16 protein-coding genes are annotated in these 16,563 nt (G+C 64.8%); 5 read left to right on the top strand and 11 right to left on the bottom strand.

Features of this window, described 5'->3' with window-relative positions:
• The first annotated feature begins 3 nt into the window (after positions 1–3).
• The gene (locus BcanWU425_RS30020) at positions 4–543 is read left to right on the top strand and encodes an adenine phosphoribosyltransferase (protein ID WP_007595035.1); all 540 of its coding nucleotides are present in this window, start codon (positions 4–6) and stop codon (positions 541–543) included.
• A 23-nt stretch (positions 544–566) separates the two neighbouring features.
• Here the strand turns inward: BcanWU425_RS30020 and BcanWU425_RS30015 are convergent, their stop codons facing one another.
• From BcanWU425_RS30015 to BcanWU425_RS29975, 9 genes are all read right to left on the bottom strand, one after another.
• Positions 567–899, bottom strand: coding sequence for a GIY-YIG nuclease family protein (locus BcanWU425_RS30015; protein WP_018454936.1), 333 nt, complete (start codon positions 897–899; stop codon positions 567–569).
• An 86-nt stretch (positions 900–985) separates the two neighbouring features.
• Positions 986–1,654 carry a hypothetical protein gene (locus BcanWU425_RS30010; protein ID WP_204513838.1) on the bottom strand — a complete coding sequence of 223 codons (669 nt, stop codon included), beginning with the start codon at positions 1,652–1,654 and terminating at the stop codon, positions 986–988.
• A 60-nt stretch (positions 1,655–1,714) separates the two neighbouring features.
• Positions 1,715–2,470 carry a hypothetical protein gene (locus BcanWU425_RS30005; RefSeq protein WP_018454934.1) on the bottom strand — a complete coding sequence of 252 codons (756 nt, stop codon included), beginning with the start codon at positions 2,468–2,470 and terminating at the stop codon, positions 1,715–1,717.
• A 205-nt stretch (positions 2,471–2,675) separates the two neighbouring features.
• On the bottom strand, positions 2,676–3,920 hold the full coding sequence (locus tag BcanWU425_RS30000) for a M48 family metallopeptidase (RefSeq protein WP_204513839.1): 1,245 nt from the start codon (positions 3,918–3,920) through the stop codon (positions 2,676–2,678).
• Positions 3,921–3,952: 32 nt separating this feature from the next.
• Positions 3,953–4,513 carry a LemA family protein gene (locus tag BcanWU425_RS29995; protein WP_085352637.1) on the bottom strand — a complete coding sequence of 187 codons (561 nt, stop codon included), beginning with the start codon at positions 4,511–4,513 and terminating at the stop codon, positions 3,953–3,955.
• Positions 4,514–4,651: 138 nt separating this feature from the next.
• On the bottom strand, positions 4,652–5,632 hold the full coding sequence (locus BcanWU425_RS29990; protein WP_204513840.1) for a small ribosomal subunit Rsm22 family protein: 981 nt from the start codon (positions 5,630–5,632) through the stop codon (positions 4,652–4,654).
• A 60-nt stretch (positions 5,633–5,692) separates the two neighbouring features.
• The gene (gene smc / locus BcanWU425_RS29985) at positions 5,693–9,157 is read right to left on the bottom strand and encodes a chromosome segregation protein SMC (RefSeq protein ID WP_204513841.1); all 3,465 of its coding nucleotides are present in this window, start codon (positions 9,155–9,157) and stop codon (positions 5,693–5,695) included.
• A 217-nt stretch (positions 9,158–9,374) separates the two neighbouring features.
• Positions 9,375–10,049 carry a DsbA family protein gene (locus tag BcanWU425_RS29980; RefSeq protein WP_018454930.1) on the bottom strand — a complete coding sequence of 225 codons (675 nt, stop codon included), beginning with the start codon at positions 10,047–10,049 and terminating at the stop codon, positions 9,375–9,377.
• Between the two features lie 126 nt (positions 10,050–10,175).
• Positions 10,176–10,670 carry a DUF721 domain-containing protein gene (locus BcanWU425_RS29975; protein ID WP_018454929.1) on the bottom strand — a complete coding sequence of 165 codons (495 nt, stop codon included), beginning with the start codon at positions 10,668–10,670 and terminating at the stop codon, positions 10,176–10,178.
• Between the two features lie 122 nt (positions 10,671–10,792).
• Between BcanWU425_RS29975 and mutY the strand changes: the two genes are divergently transcribed.
• Positions 10,793–11,908: an A/G-specific adenine glycosylase gene (mutY, locus tag BcanWU425_RS29970; protein WP_204513842.1), complete on the top strand. Its 1,116-nt coding sequence runs from the start codon at positions 10,793–10,795 to the stop codon at positions 11,906–11,908.
• Between the two features lie 52 nt (positions 11,909–11,960).
• A complete protein-coding gene (locus BcanWU425_RS29965; RefSeq protein WP_018454927.1) occupies positions 11,961–12,383 on the top strand; it encodes a PaaI family thioesterase in 423 nt (140 codons plus the stop codon).
• A 206-nt stretch (positions 12,384–12,589) separates the two neighbouring features.
• On the opposite strand, the gene BcanWU425_RS29960 is transcribed toward BcanWU425_RS29965, so the two are convergent.
• Complete coding sequence (locus BcanWU425_RS29960) at positions 12,590–13,867, bottom strand: flavin-dependent oxidoreductase (protein WP_204513843.1); 1,278 nt, start codon at positions 13,865–13,867, stop codon at positions 12,590–12,592.
• A 128-nt stretch (positions 13,868–13,995) separates the two neighbouring features.
• Here BcanWU425_RS29960 and BcanWU425_RS29955 point away from each other — a divergent pair, with 128 nt between their 5' ends.
• The gene (locus BcanWU425_RS29955) at positions 13,996–14,616 is read left to right on the top strand and encodes a glutathione S-transferase family protein (RefSeq protein WP_085352629.1); all 621 of its coding nucleotides are present in this window, start codon (positions 13,996–13,998) and stop codon (positions 14,614–14,616) included.
• Positions 14,617–14,815: 199 nt separating this feature from the next.
• Here the strand turns inward: BcanWU425_RS29955 and BcanWU425_RS29950 are convergent, their stop codons facing one another.
• Positions 14,816–15,736, bottom strand: a complete 921-nt coding sequence (locus BcanWU425_RS29950) for a LysR family transcriptional regulator (protein WP_204513844.1) — start codon at positions 15,734–15,736, stop codon at positions 14,816–14,818.
• Between the two features lie 90 nt (positions 15,737–15,826).
• Between BcanWU425_RS29950 and BcanWU425_RS29945 the strand changes: the two genes are divergently transcribed.
• Complete coding sequence (locus BcanWU425_RS29945) at positions 15,827–16,270, top strand: nuclear transport factor 2 family protein (RefSeq protein WP_018454923.1); 444 nt, start codon at positions 15,827–15,829, stop codon at positions 16,268–16,270.
• The last annotated feature ends 293 nt before the right edge of the window (positions 16,271–16,563 follow it).

The following is a 16,563-nucleotide window of genomic DNA, read 5'->3' as shown; positions in this document are numbered from 1 at the left end:
ACCATGACTTTTGACCATGATCTGAAGGCGAGCGTCCGCACCATCCCGGACTATCCGAAACCCGGGATCTTGTTCCGCGACATCACCACGTTGCTCGCAGATGCGCGTGCGTTCCGCCGTGCGGTCGACGAACTCGTCAATCCCTGGGCCGGCAACAAGATCGACAAGGTCGCTGGCATGGAAGCGCGCGGCTTCATCATCGGTGGCGCGGTGGCGCACCAGGTTTCGGCCGGCTTCGTGCCGATCCGGAAAAAAGGCAAGCTGCCGCACACCACCGTGCGGATCGCTTACTCTCTCGAATACGGCATCGACGAGATGGAGATGCACGTCGACGCCATCCAGCCGGGTGAGCGTGTGATCCTGGTCGACGACCTCATCGCCACCGGCGGCACCGCGGAAGGTGCGGTGAAGCTGCTGCGCCAGATCGGCGCCAATGTGGTCGCCGCCTGCTTCATCATCGATCTGCCCGATCTCGGCGGCGCCGCCAAGCTGCGCGCGATGGACGTGCCGGTGCGCACGCTGATGACGTTCGAGGGGCACTGAGGGCACGGCACGGCTGGCGACGTTCAGATCGGCTCGGCCTTTAGCTCCGACAGCCAATGCAGCATGCGCTCTTTGAGGAGCGCATTCCTGACATAGTCGCTCGCCTCATCTTTCAGCCGCTCGCATTCGCCGAGTGTCAGGCCTGCCTCACCGTGCATGTTCCACGCAGTCTGGAGTCTACGGCAGGTGTGGCTACCCTGGCGCAGCGAGAACCAGATGCGATTCTGGATTGTCTCGAGGTTCGAGGCTTGGCCGACCCAGGCCTCGCCCGAGGCCGCGCAGCGGACGACGTAGATGCCGGCAACGGTCTTCCGCTCCTTATAGGCGGCGATTGCTGCTTTACGGTCGATGCTCACGGTGAAGAGGCCTTGCTGAGGAACGATGGTGCGTACACTCAGTAACCGCAACGTCGCTCGGCGTCAATATTATCCGGGTAAAATATTCAGGACCGTTGCAGGATCAGGCTGAGCTCGAGTTCGCGGAAGGCGAGGTAATTGCGCCGGGTCCATTGGTGCAGCTCGGTCGAGGCATCCTTCTCCTGGCGAAGATAGCCGGTGAAGGAGAAATTCAGGCGGCTGATATAGGTCTTCAGGAATCCGGGCAGCGCCGGCAGGCGCAGCAGCCGGCCGCCGGCCATCGCTTCCGGCAGCTCGCCGCGCACGATGTGCTCGTTGTCCACCGTGATCAGGTTGATCCGCGGGATCTGTTCGCGCAGCATCTCGTGGGCGCGGGCCGAGACGCGGTCGGTGTCGGCGACGAACAGGATCATCGGCGCGACGTGGCGGCGCGCAGCCTCTTTCAACAGGCCGATCTCCTCCGTCATCTTGAAGAACTCGTCAAAGGCGTGGAAGCCGAGGTCGATCACCTTGGCAAGCCCGTCATCGACGATGACGCGATCCATCAGCTGCATCTTGCCGTAGGTGTCGATCACGTCGGCGGTCTCGGTGATCGTTGGCAGATAGTCGAGCAGCGACGGCTCCTTCAGGTTGACGTCGAAGGCCACGACGTTGCCGTTCTTGAGCAGCAAAAATTCGCTCAAAAGCCGCGCCAGCAGGGTCTTGCCGACCTGCGGGCGGGGCGAGCAAATGATGTAGAGGGGCGTTGCGGGCATCGATAGCTATATCAGTCGAACTTGGCGACCAATCCAGCCGTATCCGCCCGGCTTGCGCAACTATTTTTCGCTGTTGCGGGCCCCGGATTTCGTCGAGCCGACGATATCGGTCAGCCGGATCCGATCGAACTCACTCCAGACGTTCGCCAGCCAGTGTCGGACATAACCACGCAGCACGAAGGAGTAGTTGGCGGCTTCGTCGTTGACGCCCTTGTTGGCGACGAATTTCAGGAATGGGACGGAGGACACCTCGACCTGCTCATAGGCCATTTCGTTGAGCTTGGGGATGGTCAGCTCGGTCGCGTCCTTGATGCGGTTGAAATACGATTGGTAAGTCGACTGATCCCACTGGAAGAACTGAGTATCGTTGATGAAGTTCTTCACCAGGAAATATTTCGCGCCGCCCATGAAGCCCGCGGTCTCGGCGATCTCGTCCAGCGAGGCGATCGAGGGTCCGAGGATGTGGAACACGGCAAAGGTGATCTGGCCGGCCTTGGCGGCGTCGAGGAATCCGATGTCGCGCAAGGAGGCGAGCGCCGGCGAGAGCAGGCCGGCCCGGACGTCGATCACGGTGACCGACGGGCTCGTCGCGTTGAGCGTATCGAAGATCTTCATCTGATCCGACGTCGTCGTCATGTCGACGATCTCGGTGATGTCAGGATGGAAGCGCTTCAGGGTTCCGCGCGGCGATTCGGTGTCGAAGGCGCGCGTCGGCACGTTGTTGGCGGAAAAATAATCGAGCAGGGTGCGCGACACCGTGGTCTTGCCGACCCCACCCTTGTCCGCGCCCACCACAACCACTGCCGGCTTTGCCATTGCTGTCCCCTAACGCGCGCCCCCGATCGCGAGGTTGCAATCGGATGGGCCCCAAATCGATGTCGCAGACATGTCCCAAGTCTGCTGTTGGGCGCGAACATGGCAGAAACAAGGGAGAATTCAATTCCGCAGGGCCCAGTTACGGCAATTCCCGACGTTTTTCCCAAGCACGACGAATTCTGCCGGGCATGGCGTCAAATCACGCTCAATGGCGGCCCCAAGGACCCAAGGAATTGCCCAAGGGATTGCTTACTCGATTGCCTATCGGGTTGCTGCTGGCGGTTCCGGCGGAGCTGGGTGCGGGCAGGGGCGGCGGACTGGCCGCGCCGCCTACGTCGTTCCAGGGCCCCTGGCGCGGTGGCGGTCGGACGCCCTGCTGGTCGGCTTGCGTGTCTGGCTCCTCGGCCTCGTCGGCGGAAAGCGGCAGCGGGCCGGGATCATGGCCGTCGGCGAACTTGACCAACGCGTCGACCCGCGACTGCACCGAGGGGTGGGTCGCGAACAAATCGGCAAAACCCTCGCGCGGATTGTCGACGCAGAGCTCCATCACTGCCGAGGTTGCGCCCGGCAGCTCGCCGCGGTTCTCGATCTTGCGCAGTGCCGAGATCATGGCGTCCGGGTTTTTCGTCAGCTCGACGGAGCCTGCGTCCGCGAGATATTCGCGCGAGCGCGACAGCGCGAGCTTCACCACCTGAGACAACAGCCAGGCCACCACGATCAGCACGACCGCGATGATGATGACGATCACCGCGCCGCCGCCCGAACTCTTGCTGTCGCTCGACGACGAGGACGATCGTGACGAGGAGGAGCCCGACGACCACGAGCCGCCGGAGCCGGAGCTCCAGCTGAAATTCGTGAACAGGCGGAAGAACAGTTCGCCGAAGAATCCGACCACGCCCGCGATGATGACGGCGACCACCATGAGCTGCACGTCGCCGTTCTTGATATGGGTCAGCTCGTGACCCAGCACCGCCTCGATTTCCTGGTCGTCCAGCGCATTGAGGAGACCGGTGGTGACGGTGACCGAATATTGCCGCGGGTTGAGGCCGGTCGCGAACGCGTTCAGCGCCGGGCTTTCCATGATCTTCAGCTTCGGCATCGTGATGCCGCGCGAGATGCAGAGATTTTCAAGCAGATTATAGAGCCGCGGCTGCTCCTGCCGGGTGACGTCGTGGCCGCCGGTCACCGCATCGATCATCGACTGGTGGAAGAAATAGGCGATCACGATCCAGGTCGCTGCCACGACGGTCGCAACCGGTGCGGCGACTTTCAGATCATAGAAGGCGCGTCTCAGATAATGGAGGACGGTCTCGTCGCCATTGATGACGACTTCGGCGATCAGCGCGCCGGCATAGACCAGCACGTAGACCAGCGCGAACAGACCGGCGAGCAGGAGCATCGAACGAAACTTGTTCGAGGCGATGTGCGTGTAGAGACCATACGCGGCCATGACGCGATGCCCTGCCGGCCTATCGGCTCAACTCAGAATTTCACCTGCGGCGTGGCCTCGACCTCGGTGCGGCTGGCGCCGAGATCGAAGAAGTCCTTTTTGGTGAAGCCGAACATGCCGGCGAACAAGGCTGCCGGCATCTGCTGGATGCCGGTGTTGTATTCCTGGACCGCGCTGTTGAAGAAGCGTCGGCTGGCCGCGATCTTGTTCTCGAGATCGGACAGCTCGCTGGCGAGCTGCTGGAAATTGGCGTTGGCCTTGAGGTCGGGATAGGCCTCCGACAGCGCGATCAGTCGGCCGAGCGCGCCGGAGAGCTGGGTCTCGGCCGCGGACACCTGCGCCGGTCCCTGCGCCGACATCGCCGAATTGCGCGCCTTGATGACGTCGTCGAGCGTGCCGCGCTCATGCGAGGCATAGCCCTTCACCGTCTCGACCAGGTTCGGGATCAGATCGTGGCGCTGCTTGAGCTGCACGTCGACGTCGGCAAAGGCCTGGCCGACGCGCTGGCCCAGCGCCACCAGCCGATTGTAGGCGGCGAAGGCAAAGAACACGAGGACGACGATAACGCCGAGAACGATCCAGCCGGTCGACATGGAGAACTCCTGAAGGGGGAAGAAGGCGGGCGCTAGGGTAGACCAAATTGGCGCCGAGCGAGAGCCCGGTACAGAAGAGAGGTAAGACTTGGTCGGATGAGGGACTATCCCAGTTCAAGGCGAAAGCGCCGGAGCAGGTTAACTTTCGGACAGGATGGCATCACCCCAGCGCCAGCGGCGGGCGCTTGCATAGGCGACCTTGTCCCGCCGTGGGACCTTGGCGAGTTCGACGCCTTGCTCGGTGCAGAGCTTTGCCGTGATCTCGGCCTTGCCGAGATCCGGCGGCGCCAACACGCGCGCGGCGCGGGTGGCGGGAGGCCTACGGGTTAGCGCCACGTAGATGAATCGCTCGTCCTCGAACGGCACCTCGGCGCCCTTGATTTGGCGGTGAGCCTGCGAGCGCGGCAAGCGCTGGGAGAAATGGCACCAGTCGGGCGTCGTCAGCGGACACGGCTTTTCGTGCGGGCAGGGTGCGGCGACATAGGCGCCCGCCGCGATCAGTTGCTGGCGCAAGGTGAGGATGCGGGCGTAGCCGGCGGGCGTGCCGGGCTCGATCACGACCAGCACGTGGCGCGCTTTCGCCCACATCGCTTCCGCGAGCTTGCGTTGATCGCCCTCGCTGAGCTCGCCGATGACATAGCTCGCGACGACGAGATCGGCTTGCGAAACCTCAGCGAGGTTCGCGCCGGCATCGCCCGGCAGATAGCGGCAATTCGCCAGACGCGTGCTGTCGCGCGCCAGTTCGAGCGCGAGACGGCTCAGCGTGGCGTTGGCATCGAGCAGGGTGAAGGATTGCAGCGACGGAAAAGCTCCCGCAGCGGCCCAGCTCGCGGTGCCCGGACCTGCGCCGACGTCGAGCAGCGTTTCCGGACCGAGGTCCGGTGCGACCTCGGTCAGCGCATTCAGACTTGCCGCCACCGCAGCGTAGGTCGCCGGCATCCTCGCGAGCGCATAGGCGAGCGCATCGGCCTCGGATTTGATCGTGCCGGAGCCGCCCCCTGCACGATAGGTGGTCGAGATTTTCTGCGATCGCTGCGCAGCGTCGGCGCGCGAGAACCCCTGGAGCTTGCCGTCGAGGGCCGCTTTCAGTTCGGCGGGGAGGGTGGGTGAGATCATCATTCGTGGTCATCATCCGCTTGCGCGGATGACGACGTCAATAGGTGCGTGACGGGAGCGGACTCACGCCACGTTCTGGTCGAGAATGTCCACCGCCTCTTGCAGGTTCACCGACACCAGTTGCGAGACCCCGCGTTCGGCCATGGTGACGCCGAACAGGCGGTTCATCCGCGCCATCGTGATCGGGTTGTGGGTGATGATGATGAAGCGCGTGTCGGTCGAGGCGGTCATCTCGTGCAACAGGTTGCAATAGCGCTCGACGTTGTGGTCGTCGAGCGGCGCGTCGACTTCGTCCAGCACGCAGATCGGCGAGGGATTGGTGAGGAACACCGCGAAGATCAGCGCCATCGCGGTCAGCGCCTGCTCACCGCCGGAGAGCAGCGATAGCGTCTGCGGCTTCTTGCCCGGCGGCTTGGCGATGATTTCGAGGCCGGCTTCAAGAGGGTCATCGCTCTCGATCAAATGCAACGCGGCTTCGCCGCCACCGAACAGCTCGACGAACAGGCGCTTGAAGTGGTTGTTGACGACCTCGAACGAGGTCAGGAGCCGCTCGCGAGCTTCCTTGTTGAGGCTCTGGATACCCTGGCGCAACCGCTTGATGGCCTCGACGAGGTCGTCGCGCTCGGTGACCAGACCATTATGCTGGGTCTCGACCTCGCGCAGCTCTTCCTCGGCGCGCAAATTGACCGCGCCCAGGCGCTCGCGATCGCGGCGCATCTTTTCGAGGTCTTCCTCGATGTCGTGCAGCGGCGGCAGCTCGGCGCCGGGCTCGATCTCGGCGAGCCCGGCAACGGCCTGCGGCTCGACTTCGAGCATGTCGCGGATCTCGCGCTCGATGTCATCGAGTCGGCGCCGCGCGCTTTCCATGCGCTCCTCGGCGCGGGCGGTGGCCTCGCGCGAGCTGGAGAGCGCCTCGAGCGTCAGCTTGGCGACGCGATCGGTTTCGGCCATCGCGGTTTCCGCGCTGGCGAGCGCATCGGCGGCCATGCGGCGGTCGTTTTCGGCGTATTCGATCTCGGTGATCAGCGCGCTGCGCTTCTCTGCGAACACGGCTGGCGCGTTCTCGAGATCGCTGCGCTCGATCGAGACTTCGGCGATACGGGCCTGGATGGTGTCGATGTGGGAGGCCGCGCTCTCCTTGCGGTTCTGCCACTCGGTTCGTTCGGCGAGGATCGCCTGCACGCGGCGGTCGGCCAGCTCGGCTTCGCGCGCCAGCGCCTGTGCCTCGGCGCGGACCTGAGCGGCCATGCGGCGATGGCCTTCGATGTCGCTGCGGACGGCGGCGAGACGGGTTTCGGTGTCCTCGCTCGACGGCAGCTCGGAGATCCCCGCTTCGGCGTATTCGTAGGCGGCTTCGGCCTCGGCGCGGTCGGCGGCCAGACGGCTGTGCGCTTCCGACAGCGTCGCCTTGCGCGCGGCATGGCGGCTGATCTCGCGTTCGACCGTAGCATGGCGTTCGCGCGCGACGTTGAGCTCGCGTTGCGCGGCGCGCCAGGCTTCGCGGCTCGCACCTTCGGTGCTGGCGGCCATCTGCAGCTCGGCCTCGGCGTTCTCCAGCGCCTGGCGCTTGATCTGCGCGTCGATGCGGGCCTGCTCCAGGTCGTTTTCGATATCGATGAGGCGGGCGCGCTCGGCAAGCCGCCGTGCTGCGCCGGTCGGCGCGTGGGCGGCTGCGACAAAACCATCCCAGCGCCAGACGTCGCCTTCGGGCGAGACCAGCCGCTGGCCGGTCTTGAGATGCGAGACCAACTCGGCGCCGCGCTCGCGCGGCACCACGCCGATCTGCGCCAGGCGGCGAGTCAGCTCGGCCGGGGCCTGCACGTGGTTGGCGAGCGGCACCACGCCTTCGGGCAGTTCCGGATCGCCGTCGGTGACGCCGGAATTGGTCCAGCGCATCGGCGCGGACGGATCGACCGGGGCGTCGAGATCGTCGCCGAGGGCTGCGCCGATCGCTTTTTCGAATCCCTTGTCGACGGTGATGCCGTCGATGATCGGCGGCCACAGATTCTTGGTCTCGCCGTTCAGGATCTTGGAGATCGTGCGCGCCTCGGTATCGAGCCGCTGCACGCGCTTGTCGGCTTCGACCAGCGGCGAGCGCGAGGATTCCAGCGTCTGCCGCGCGGCGACGTGCGCGGCTTCGCTGGCCTGAGCGGCGGCTTCCGAGGCCGCCAGCGTCTGCTCGGCGCTCTCGACCGTCGCGGTCAGCTCGTCGAGATCGCCGAAGCCGCCGGTCTCCTCGGTGAGCTTCTGCTCTTCCGCCGCGACGTTCGAAATCTCCTGGTCGAGCCGGGCGAGCTTGTCGCGGTGGGTGCGAACGTTGGCTTCGAGTTGGTTGCGCTTGGCGGTGAGGTCTGCGAGCGCGGTGGTGAGCTCGGCGAACTGCTGCTCGGTTTCGGTCAGCACCGCCTCGGCTTCGGCGACACGCTCGTCGACGCCGGAGCGCTTCTCAACGCGCGACTTGATCTCTTCCTTCAGCTCGGCATCTTCGGCGTCGAGGCGCTGCAGCGCGATATCGGCGTCCATGGTCTGCTGCTGGGCGCGCGAGATGTCGCCTTCGAACTGCGCGAGGCGCCGCTCGAGTTCCGCGACGCGCTCCTTGGCGCGCTCTTCCTCGCGATCGAGCAGCTCGCGGGCGTTGGTCAGGCGCTGCAGCCCCGCTGCGGCGCGCGCTTCGGCATCGCGCAGCGCCGGCATTTCGGCGGCGCGAATCGCCTGGATGCGAGCGGCCTCGGCCTGGTGCTGGGTCCGCTCGGCCATCTCGCGGACCGCGAGATCGTGGGTCTGGCCGGATTCGTTGACGTCGGCATGGGCGCCGATCCAGCGCAGATGGAACAGGGTTGCTTCGGCCTTGCGGACCTTGGCCGCAACTTCGCGATAGCGCACGGCCTGGCGGGCCTGCTTCTTGAGGCCTTCCATTTGCCCGGCGAGCTGGCCGATCACGTCCTCGACGCGGGTGAGATTGGTTTCGGCCGCCTTGAGCCGCAGCTCGGCTTCGTGGCGGCGGGCGTGCAGGCCGGCCACGCCGGCGGCGTCTTCCAGCACGCGGCGGCGCTGCTCGGGCTTGGCCTGAATGATCTCGCCGATCTTGCCCTGGTGGACGAGAGCCGGCGAGCGCGCGCCGGTGGCGGCGTCGGCGAACAGAATCTGCACGTCGCGGGCGCGCACGTCGCGGCCGTTGATGCGGTAGACCGAACCGGCTTCGCGCTCGATGCGGCGGGAAATTTCCAGAAGCTGGCTGTCGTTCATCGCCGCCGGCGCTGTGCGATCGGAATTGTCGATCGTCATCGTCACTTCGGCGTGGTTGCGCGCGGGGCGATTGCCGGAGCCGGCGAAGATCACCGCGTCCATGTCGGCGGCGCGCAGCGACTTGTAGGAGGTCTCGCCCATCGCCCAGCGCAGCGCCTCGACCAGATTCGACTTGCCGCAGCCGTTGGGCCCGACCACGCCGGTCAGGCCGGGCTCGATGACGAAGTCGGTGGCCTCAACGAAGGACTTGAAGCCGTGAAGGCGCAGGCGGGTGATTTTCATAAGCACGCATCTCTGTTGGCAGGCGCGAATCCCCCTGCCGGGACAATACCATGGAAGGCAATGTCGGTATCCGGGCGAGTCGCGCGAAGCGCCTCATGCGGCTGGACAATGGCCGCGGTGCGCTGCGAGGGCAACCGGCGAAAGCCTCTTTTCCCAAGGGATTTGTGCCGGGAAAGATACGGCTATCGAGATGCGAATCAGGATTGTGCCGTGCGAATCAGCTCTTCAGCAGCGGATTGATCTTCTTGGCGAATTCCTCGAACGAGGTCTCGCCCTTGATCTTCTCGCCGTTGACGAAGAACGTCGGCGTCGAATCGACCTTCAGAACGTCGCTGGCATATTTCTGGTCGGCGGCGATCTTGTCGAGCAGGGCCTGGTCCTTCAGGCAGGCCTCGACCTGCTGCTGGGTGAGACCGGCCTGCTTGCCGATCCGGGTCAGGGTCTCCGTGGTGTTCTTCACCACCCAATCGTTCTGCTGGCGGAACAGCATGTCGGTGACGGCAAAGTATTTCGGCGCGTCGCCATTGGCGATGCAGCGCGACAGCATCGAACCGGCGGCGGCTTTGATGTCGAGCGGGAACTCGCGGAAGACGTAACGCACCTTGCCGGTGTCGATGTATTCCGACTTGATCTTGGGAAACACTTGCTCATTGAAGGCCGCGCAATGCGGGCAGGTCATCGAGGCGTATTCGGTGATGGTGACGGCGGCGTCCTTCGGGCCCAGCGCCATGTCGGGCAGCGACACCGGTTTGGCCACGTCACCAGCCGCTGCCTGCGCCATGGCTTCAGGGATCATGGCATCGGAGATGAATCGCAGCGGAGAGAACCCGGCGAGCGCGGCAAGCCCGGTCAGCGACAGCATCGAGGTGAAGGCGCGGCGGGTGATGATCAAGGTCGGCTCCCGGATTGGCGTGGTCTCGCCCGAATTCCCATTCAGACGGCCTGTCGCTAGCTTGAAACGTCGTTTGAGGCAATGGCGAGCGGCAAGGACAGGTCCAGTTTGGCCGCAGAATAAGGCTCAATTTCGCTTGATGGCGGCCCCGAGGCGCGCCAGCGCCGACTTCAATTGTTCATCTTCGATATCGCCCAGGCGCTCAGCCACCTCGGCCACCGATTTGGCGTCCGGCGGGCCGGGCCGGGTCGGCCGGCGGGCGCGTGATAGCGGAGCCTGGCGAAAGGCCAGCTTGCCGACCGCGCTCCAGCCGAAGAAGCGGTTGACCCGCTGCAGGATCACATCGGCGGAGTGCTGGATCTCGAGCGCCATCGGCCCCTCGACCCGCAGCACCAGCGTCGCCGGCTCCTGCGGCTGACCCTCGACCGGCCGCGGCCATTGCATCTTGAGCGGCTCGGCGTGCGCCGCGATCTCCGGCCCGGCAATCTGCGCCCATCGCGTCACCAGCTCGCGCGCGGCAAATCCCTGCTTGGCATAGGCCTCGGCAAAGACGTCGTTGAGCAGGAGCGATAGCGGCTTGGCGCTGATGGGACCGGGTTTGATGGGTCGAAGCTTGGACATGGGACCTTATAGCACTCCGGGGCGTCGGCCGCAGGCCCTTCACCGCGAAGAAAAACGTGGATGCCCGCGACAAGCGTGGGCACGACGTGGAGAGATCGACGCATTGCCGTTACAGTGCGGACATGAGCCCCAAATCCGCCCTCAAGGCGAAATCGGAACCAGTTCCGCCGGAGACCCCATCGCGTCCGCTCGCGCTGCTCCAATGGTATGACCGCCACCGCCGCCGATTACCCTGGCGGGCTCCGCCCGGCGAAGCATCCGACCCTTACCGCGTCTGGCTGTCCGAGATCATGCTGCAGCAGACCACAGTGAAGGCGGTCGGGCCCTATTTCGAAAAATTCGTCTCGCGCTGGCCTGATGTCACCGCGCTCGGACGGGCCTCGCAGGAGGACGTGCTGCGGATGTGGGCCGGGCTGGGCTATTATTCTCGCGCCCGTAATCTCCATGCCTGCGCGGTCGCGGTGACGCGCGAGCATGGCGGCACCTTTCCCGACACCGAAGTGCGTCTGCGCGCGCTGCCGGGCGTCGGGCCCTATACGGCGGCAGCGATCGCGGCGATAGCGTTCGATCGACGCACCATGCCGGTCGACGGCAATATCGAGCGCGTGGTCTCGCGGCTCTTTGCAGTTGAGGAAGAGCTCCCGCAGGCCAAGCCGCTGATTCAGGAGTTGGCTGCGACGCTGCTTGCCGATTCTCGCGCCGGTGATAGCGCGCAGGCGCTGATGGATCTGGGCGCCTCGATCTGCACGCCGAAAAAGCCGGCCTGCTCGCTATGCCCGCTGAACGAGGGCTGCACGGCGCGCGCGCTGGGAACGCAGGACACGTTTCCGCGCAAGGCCGCGAAGAAGAGCGGCGCGCTACGGCGCGGCGCCGCTTTCGTTGTCACGCGCGCCGACGAGCTTCTCGTCCGCACCCGTCCCGAAAAGGGGTTGCTCGGCGGCATGACCGAAGTACCGGGGTCGGACTGGCTGGCCGGGCAGGACGACGCCAAGGCAAAACGGCAGGCGCCCGAGTTGAAGGGGCTGTCGCGCTGGCAGCGCAAGGTCGGCGTGGTCACCCACGTCTTCACGCATTTTCCGCTGGAACTGGTGGTCTACACGGCGAGGGTGGAAGCGCGGACGCGGGCACCCGCCAGCATGCGCTGGGTGCCGATCGCCACGCTCGCCGATGAAGCATTGCCCAACGTCATGCGTAAGGTGATTGCGCATGGATTGGACCCTAGCAGCCCATCCTGCTGACAAAATGCTGGCAGCAGGCCTGCGTTAGCTGTGGTAGGCAACGGAGGCTCGCATGATCAAGACCGCGCTCGACAACTTTCCCAGGCCGCCCTGTGCCGAGCTATTGGGGTGGCGCCTGCTCGATGCCCGACCCAGGGAAGGCTGGATCAAGCTCGCCTTCGACGGCAAGCCGGAGTTCTGCAATCCGGCCGGCTTCATCCAGGGCGGCATGCTCTCGGCCATGCTCGACGACACGATGGGCCCCGCCGTGCTGGTGATGAGCGAGGGCAGGCTCTACACCACCACCATCAGCATGACCGTGAATTTCCTGGCGCCCGCAAAGCCCGGACCGATCATCGGCGAGGCCAAGGTGACGCAGCTCGGCAAGACGATTGCGTTCGTCGAGGCAAAGCTGATGGCAGAGGACGGAACGCTGCTGGCGACGGCGACGGCGAGCGAGCGGCTGCTGGAGGCGGCGAGGGTGGTGGGCAAATAGCTGCCGCGCAGTCTTTTTTCCTTCTCCCCTTGCGGGAGAAGGTGGCGCGAAGCGCCGGATGAGGGGTTTGTCTCGGCGAGTTCAAATGAGAGTTAGACTCGCGGAGACAGACCCCTCACCCGAGTGAGCTTGCGTCTAGCGGCGTCGCTGCCCTCTCCCGCAAGGGGCGAGGGCGCATCAACGTGCGTCTCGCTTCGTGCGAATACTCATTTCGTCGCGCGCGCGTCCTTGCTCACGATCGGCGGCTTCGCATTCAGCGCTTCCACCTGGAAGCCGGCGACGCGCTTGTAATTGGCGGCAACATCCTCGAGCTCCTGTTGCGACAGCACGTCAGTGACGACCTTGTAGCCGTCGGGCGCGCGCTCCTCGACCAGCTGCATCACCTGCTCGGGGCCGTTCTTGCGGTTGAGCAGGACGAGACTGGTGGTTGCAGGCCGCCGCTCGGCCTCATAGGCGAGCAGGGCCGCTTGCGTCGGGCCGTGCGCCAGGATCTCGCGCGTGATGGTGCGCGCATCGAGGATCGCCTGCGAGGCGCCGTTGGATCCGATCGGATACATTGGATGTGCGGCGTCGCCCATCAGCGTGACGCGGCCGAAAGTCCATTGCGATACCGGATCGCGGTCGACCAGCGGATATTCATAGGCGTGCGGGCAGTTCTTGATCAGGCCGGGCACGTCGAGCCAGTCGAACTGCCAGCTCTCGAACCAGGGCAAAAACTCTTCCAACCGCGCGGTGCGGTTATAGTCCTCGCGCCGCCATTGATAGGTCGGCGGCATGTGGCGCTCGGCAACCCAGTTGATCAGATGGTTGCCCGCGGCGTCCGGTTCCTTCGAGATCGGATAGCAGACGAATTTCAGGATCTCGTGACCGGCCATGATCATGGTGCGGCCGCTGAGGAAGGCTTTTGCGGGCGTGACGCCGCGCCACAGGATGCGGCCGTTCCAGATCGGCGGGCCTTCGTCGGGATAGAGTTTTTCTCGCGCGGCGGAATGGATGCCGTCCGCGGCGATCAGGATCGTGCCGTCGTAAGTCCCCGCGGCCTTGCCGGTGGCCTTGTCGACGAAATCGGCGCGCACGCCGTCGGCGGTTTCGCTCCAGCCGGTCAGATGATGGCTGGTGAGGATGTTGTCGCGGCCGAGGCGCTCGATGGCGGTGTCGAGCAGCAATTGCTGGAGCGTGCCGCGATGGATCGAAAACTGCGGCCATTTATAGCCGGCCTCCAGCCCGCGCGGCTCGCTCCAGATCGGCTTGCCGTGCTTGGAGAAATAGGCAAGCTCGCGGGTGCGCACGCCGCTGGCATCGAGCTTGTCCATCAACCCGAGCTCGATCAGCTCGCGCACCGCATGCGGCAGCACGTTGATGCCGACGCCGAGCGGCCGCAGTTCGGCGACGCTCTCGAACACTTTTACGGGAATGCCGATTCCGTGCAGGCTGAGTGCAAGCGTCAGCCCGCCGATGCCGCCACCGGCGATGAGTACGGTCATGGGAAAGCCCCTCCAACTCGGGGCGTCTTGGCACAGCCGGGCGCCGGTGGGCAACTGCGAAGAGAGGTTCGTGCTATGGACCTCGGGGCCCGCAGCCGTTACCTTCCGGCTTTCCCATGAGGTCCGACATGCTCAAGCTCTACTACGCCACCGGCACCTGCGCGCTCGCCACCTACATCACCCTGGAAGAAGCCGGCGCCGACTACGCGGCGGAGCGGCTGAGCTTCAAGGACAACCAGCAGAACAGCGTGGAGTACCTCGCGATCAACCCGAAAGGCCGCGTCCCCGCGCTGGTGACCGATCGCGGCGTCCTGACCGAGACCCCGGCGATGCTGGCTTATCTCGCGCAGACCTTCCCCAAGGCCAAGCTCGCGCCGCTCGACGATCCCTTCGACTTCGCCCAAGTGCAGTCGTTCAACTCCTACCTCTGCTCGACCGTGCACATCAATCATGCCCACAAAATGCGCGGCGCACGCTGGGCGAGCGAAGAAAGCTCGTTCGCCGACATGAAGGCGATGATCCCGAAGACCATGGGGGCCTGCTTCGCCCTGATCGAGCAGAAGATGTACAAGGGGCCCTGGGTGATGGGCGAGCAGTTCACGATCTGCGATCCTTATCTCTACACCCTGTCGACCTGGCTCGAAGGCGACAGCGTCGACATCAACGCGACGCCGAAGATCGCCGATCATTTCAAGCGCATGTCCGACCGCCCCGCCGTGCGCAAGGTGATGGACGCGCAGAAGGCGTAGGAGCGCGGCAATATATTCCCCTGTCGTGCCGGGCAAGCGTCAGCGCAGACCCGGGACCCATAACCACAGGGAGAAGTTGTGACGCAAGCTGACAATCACGAGTCTTCGCCAAACCACGTCCTGTGGTTATGGGTCCCGGATCGGCGCTCCGCTTCGCTGCGCTTGTCCGGGACGACACCATTTGCTTTGAAGTTGCGTCCTATCCAGCGCGCCCTTTCTTCTCCAAATCCCGTCCCGTCTCCAGCATCAGCCGCCTGAGCCAGATCGAGCCTGGATCCATCTGCGCGCGGGTCGGGTAGAACATGAACTGCTCATCGATGCCGGGGTCGAGCGGCGGCGTCACCGTGACGAGGCCGAGCTGCTTGGACAGCGCCGCGATCAACCGGCGCGGCACGAAGGCGACGAGGTCGGTACGGGCGGCGACGTGCAGCGCTTCGAGATAACCCGGGACGACGAGAGCGATATGCCGGTCTATGCCCTTGGTGCCCAGCCAAGTGTCGATGAGGTCCTCCGGCTGGCCGCGGATGATTACGCCGACATGGCGTGCAGCCAGGAACGTCTCGCGCCGCTTCAGCTTCGCAGCCACGGGGTGGCCGCGCCGCACCGCCAGCGCGTCGCTGTCGGTGTAAAGCAACTGGCGGTGAAATCCCTTGAAGGCGTTGCCGATCGAGATCACGAGATCGATGGTGCGGGCGAACTCGGCGTGGAAAATAGCCGGTCCTCGCCACGGCACCACGTCGATGCGGACGTTGGGGGCGGCCTGCGTCACCTTTTCCATCAAGGGCGGCATCAACAGCTCGACCGCGAGGTCCGGCATCATCAGTCGGAATTGCCGCTCGCTGCGCGCCGCATCGAATTCATCCGATACGAACAGCCCGCGCACCTGGTCGAGCGCCTGCGCCAGCGGCGCGCGCAAGGCTTGCGCCCGCGGCGTCAACTCCATCCGCGCGCCTGTGCGTACCAAGAGCGGATCGCCAAGGATGTCGCGCAGACGCTGGAGCGCATGACTCGCCGCCGGCTGCGACAGCCCGATCCGCAATGCGGCGCGGCTGACGCTGGCCTCGCGCAGCAGCGCGTCAAGCGCGGTCAGGAGATTGAGGTCGAGCGAATTCAAATTCATGAGGCGAATAGATATCATATCCACTATCGATTTGAAGAATTTAGCACCGGCGGCGATGATTTCCGTGTTCTCACCAAAGGAGATGCCGCCATGAGCGCGAGCGCCAACAAGAAACTGATGCAGGATATCTTTGCAGCCGCCGCCAGCCCCGATCCGGCTGCGCGCGACCGTGGCTTGTTCACCGAAAGTCTTGCCGACGACGCCAAATGGATCGTGACCGGCCAGTATTCCTGGTCGCGCACCTTTTCGGGCAAACAGGCGATCCTCAACGATCTGCACGGCTATGTGCGGACCCGCCTTGTCGACCGGACGCGGACGGTCGCTCATCGCTTCATCGCCGACGGCGATATCGTCGTCATCGAAGCAAAGGGCGACAATGTCACGCCAGAAGGCGTGCGCTACGACAACGACTATTGTCTCGTGTTTCGTCTCGAGGACGGCAAGATCAAGGAGATCCGGGAATATTGCGACTCGGTGCTGACCGAGAAGGCCCTTGGTCCGTTTCCACAAACGGCCGTGAGGGCCGCGAGCTGAGCGGATCGAGCAGCGTCGCCTCCGTCGACCGGTGCCGTCCGCCGCGGTCGGCGAGGGGCGTGTTGGTCTGGCGCAGGCCGGACCAGCTGCAGCGGCCTGCATGCCGCTGCGGGCTTCTCGCGAAAACCTTGCTCACCTGCCGATAAAATCAGCAGATGTTGTACCATCCGACGGATGCGCGCGCGAAAAATTTGAAGGTTCAATTAACGAGTGTCCCCCATTGTGTCGCGGTGCAGCGTGGGTCGCGAACAACGCGACGCGCGGCTGCCAGAGTGGCCGGTGACGATCGCCGG

Origin of the sequence: Bradyrhizobium sp. WU425, assembly GCF_021052305.1 — a bacterium.
Lineage (GTDB): Bacteria > Pseudomonadota > Alphaproteobacteria > Rhizobiales > Xanthobacteraceae > Bradyrhizobium > Bradyrhizobium canariense_D.
Note: the sequence above shows the minus strand (reverse complement) of the source record. Positions and strands in the feature narration are given on the sequence as shown.

What these genes read in the sequence shown, in the direction of transcription:
- BcanWU425_RS30005 (WP_018454934.1), bottom strand. Translation starts at nt 2,470, where the DNA reads ATGGCAAAGCCGGCAGTGGTTGTGGTGGGCGCGGACAAGGGTGGGGTC.
- BcanWU425_RS29960 (WP_204513843.1), bottom strand. Translation starts at nt 13,867, where the DNA reads ATGACCGTACTCATCGCCGGTGGCGGCATCGGCGGGCTGACGCTTGCA.
- BcanWU425_RS29950 (WP_204513844.1), bottom strand. Translation starts at nt 15,736, where the DNA reads ATGAATTTGAATTCGCTCGACCTCAATCTCCTGACCGCGCTTGACGCG.
- BcanWU425_RS30000 (WP_204513839.1), bottom strand. Translation starts at nt 3,920, where the DNA reads ATGGCCGCGTATGGTCTCTACACGCACATCGCCTCGAACAAGTTTCGT.
- BcanWU425_RS30010 (WP_204513838.1), bottom strand. Translation starts at nt 1,654, where the DNA reads ATGCCCGCAACGCCCCTCTACATCATTTGCTCGCCCCGCCCGCAGGTC.
- smc (WP_204513841.1), bottom strand. Translation starts at nt 9,157, where the DNA reads ATGAAAATCACCCGCCTGCGCCTTCACGGCTTCAAGTCCTTCGTTGAG.
- BcanWU425_RS29975 (WP_018454929.1), bottom strand. Translation starts at nt 10,670, where the DNA reads ATGTCCAAGCTTCGACCCATCAAACCCGGTCCCATCAGCGCCAAGCCG.
- BcanWU425_RS29990 (WP_204513840.1), bottom strand. Translation starts at nt 5,632, where the DNA reads ATGATGATCTCACCCACCCTCCCCGCCGAACTGAAAGCGGCCCTCGAC.
- BcanWU425_RS29955 (WP_085352629.1), top strand. Translation starts at nt 13,996, where the DNA reads ATGCTCAAGCTCTACTACGCCACCGGCACCTGCGCGCTCGCCACCTAC.
- BcanWU425_RS29965 (WP_018454927.1), top strand. Translation starts at nt 11,961, where the DNA reads ATGATCAAGACCGCGCTCGACAACTTTCCCAGGCCGCCCTGTGCCGAG.
- mutY (WP_204513842.1), top strand. Translation starts at nt 10,793, where the DNA reads ATGAGCCCCAAATCCGCCCTCAAGGCGAAATCGGAACCAGTTCCGCCG.
- BcanWU425_RS29945 (WP_018454923.1), top strand. Translation starts at nt 15,827, where the DNA reads ATGAGCGCGAGCGCCAACAAGAAACTGATGCAGGATATCTTTGCAGCC.
- BcanWU425_RS29995 (WP_085352637.1), bottom strand. Translation starts at nt 4,513, where the DNA reads ATGTCGACCGGCTGGATCGTTCTCGGCGTTATCGTCGTCCTCGTGTTC.
- BcanWU425_RS30020 (WP_007595035.1), top strand. Translation starts at nt 4, where the DNA reads ATGACTTTTGACCATGATCTGAAGGCGAGCGTCCGCACCATCCCGGAC.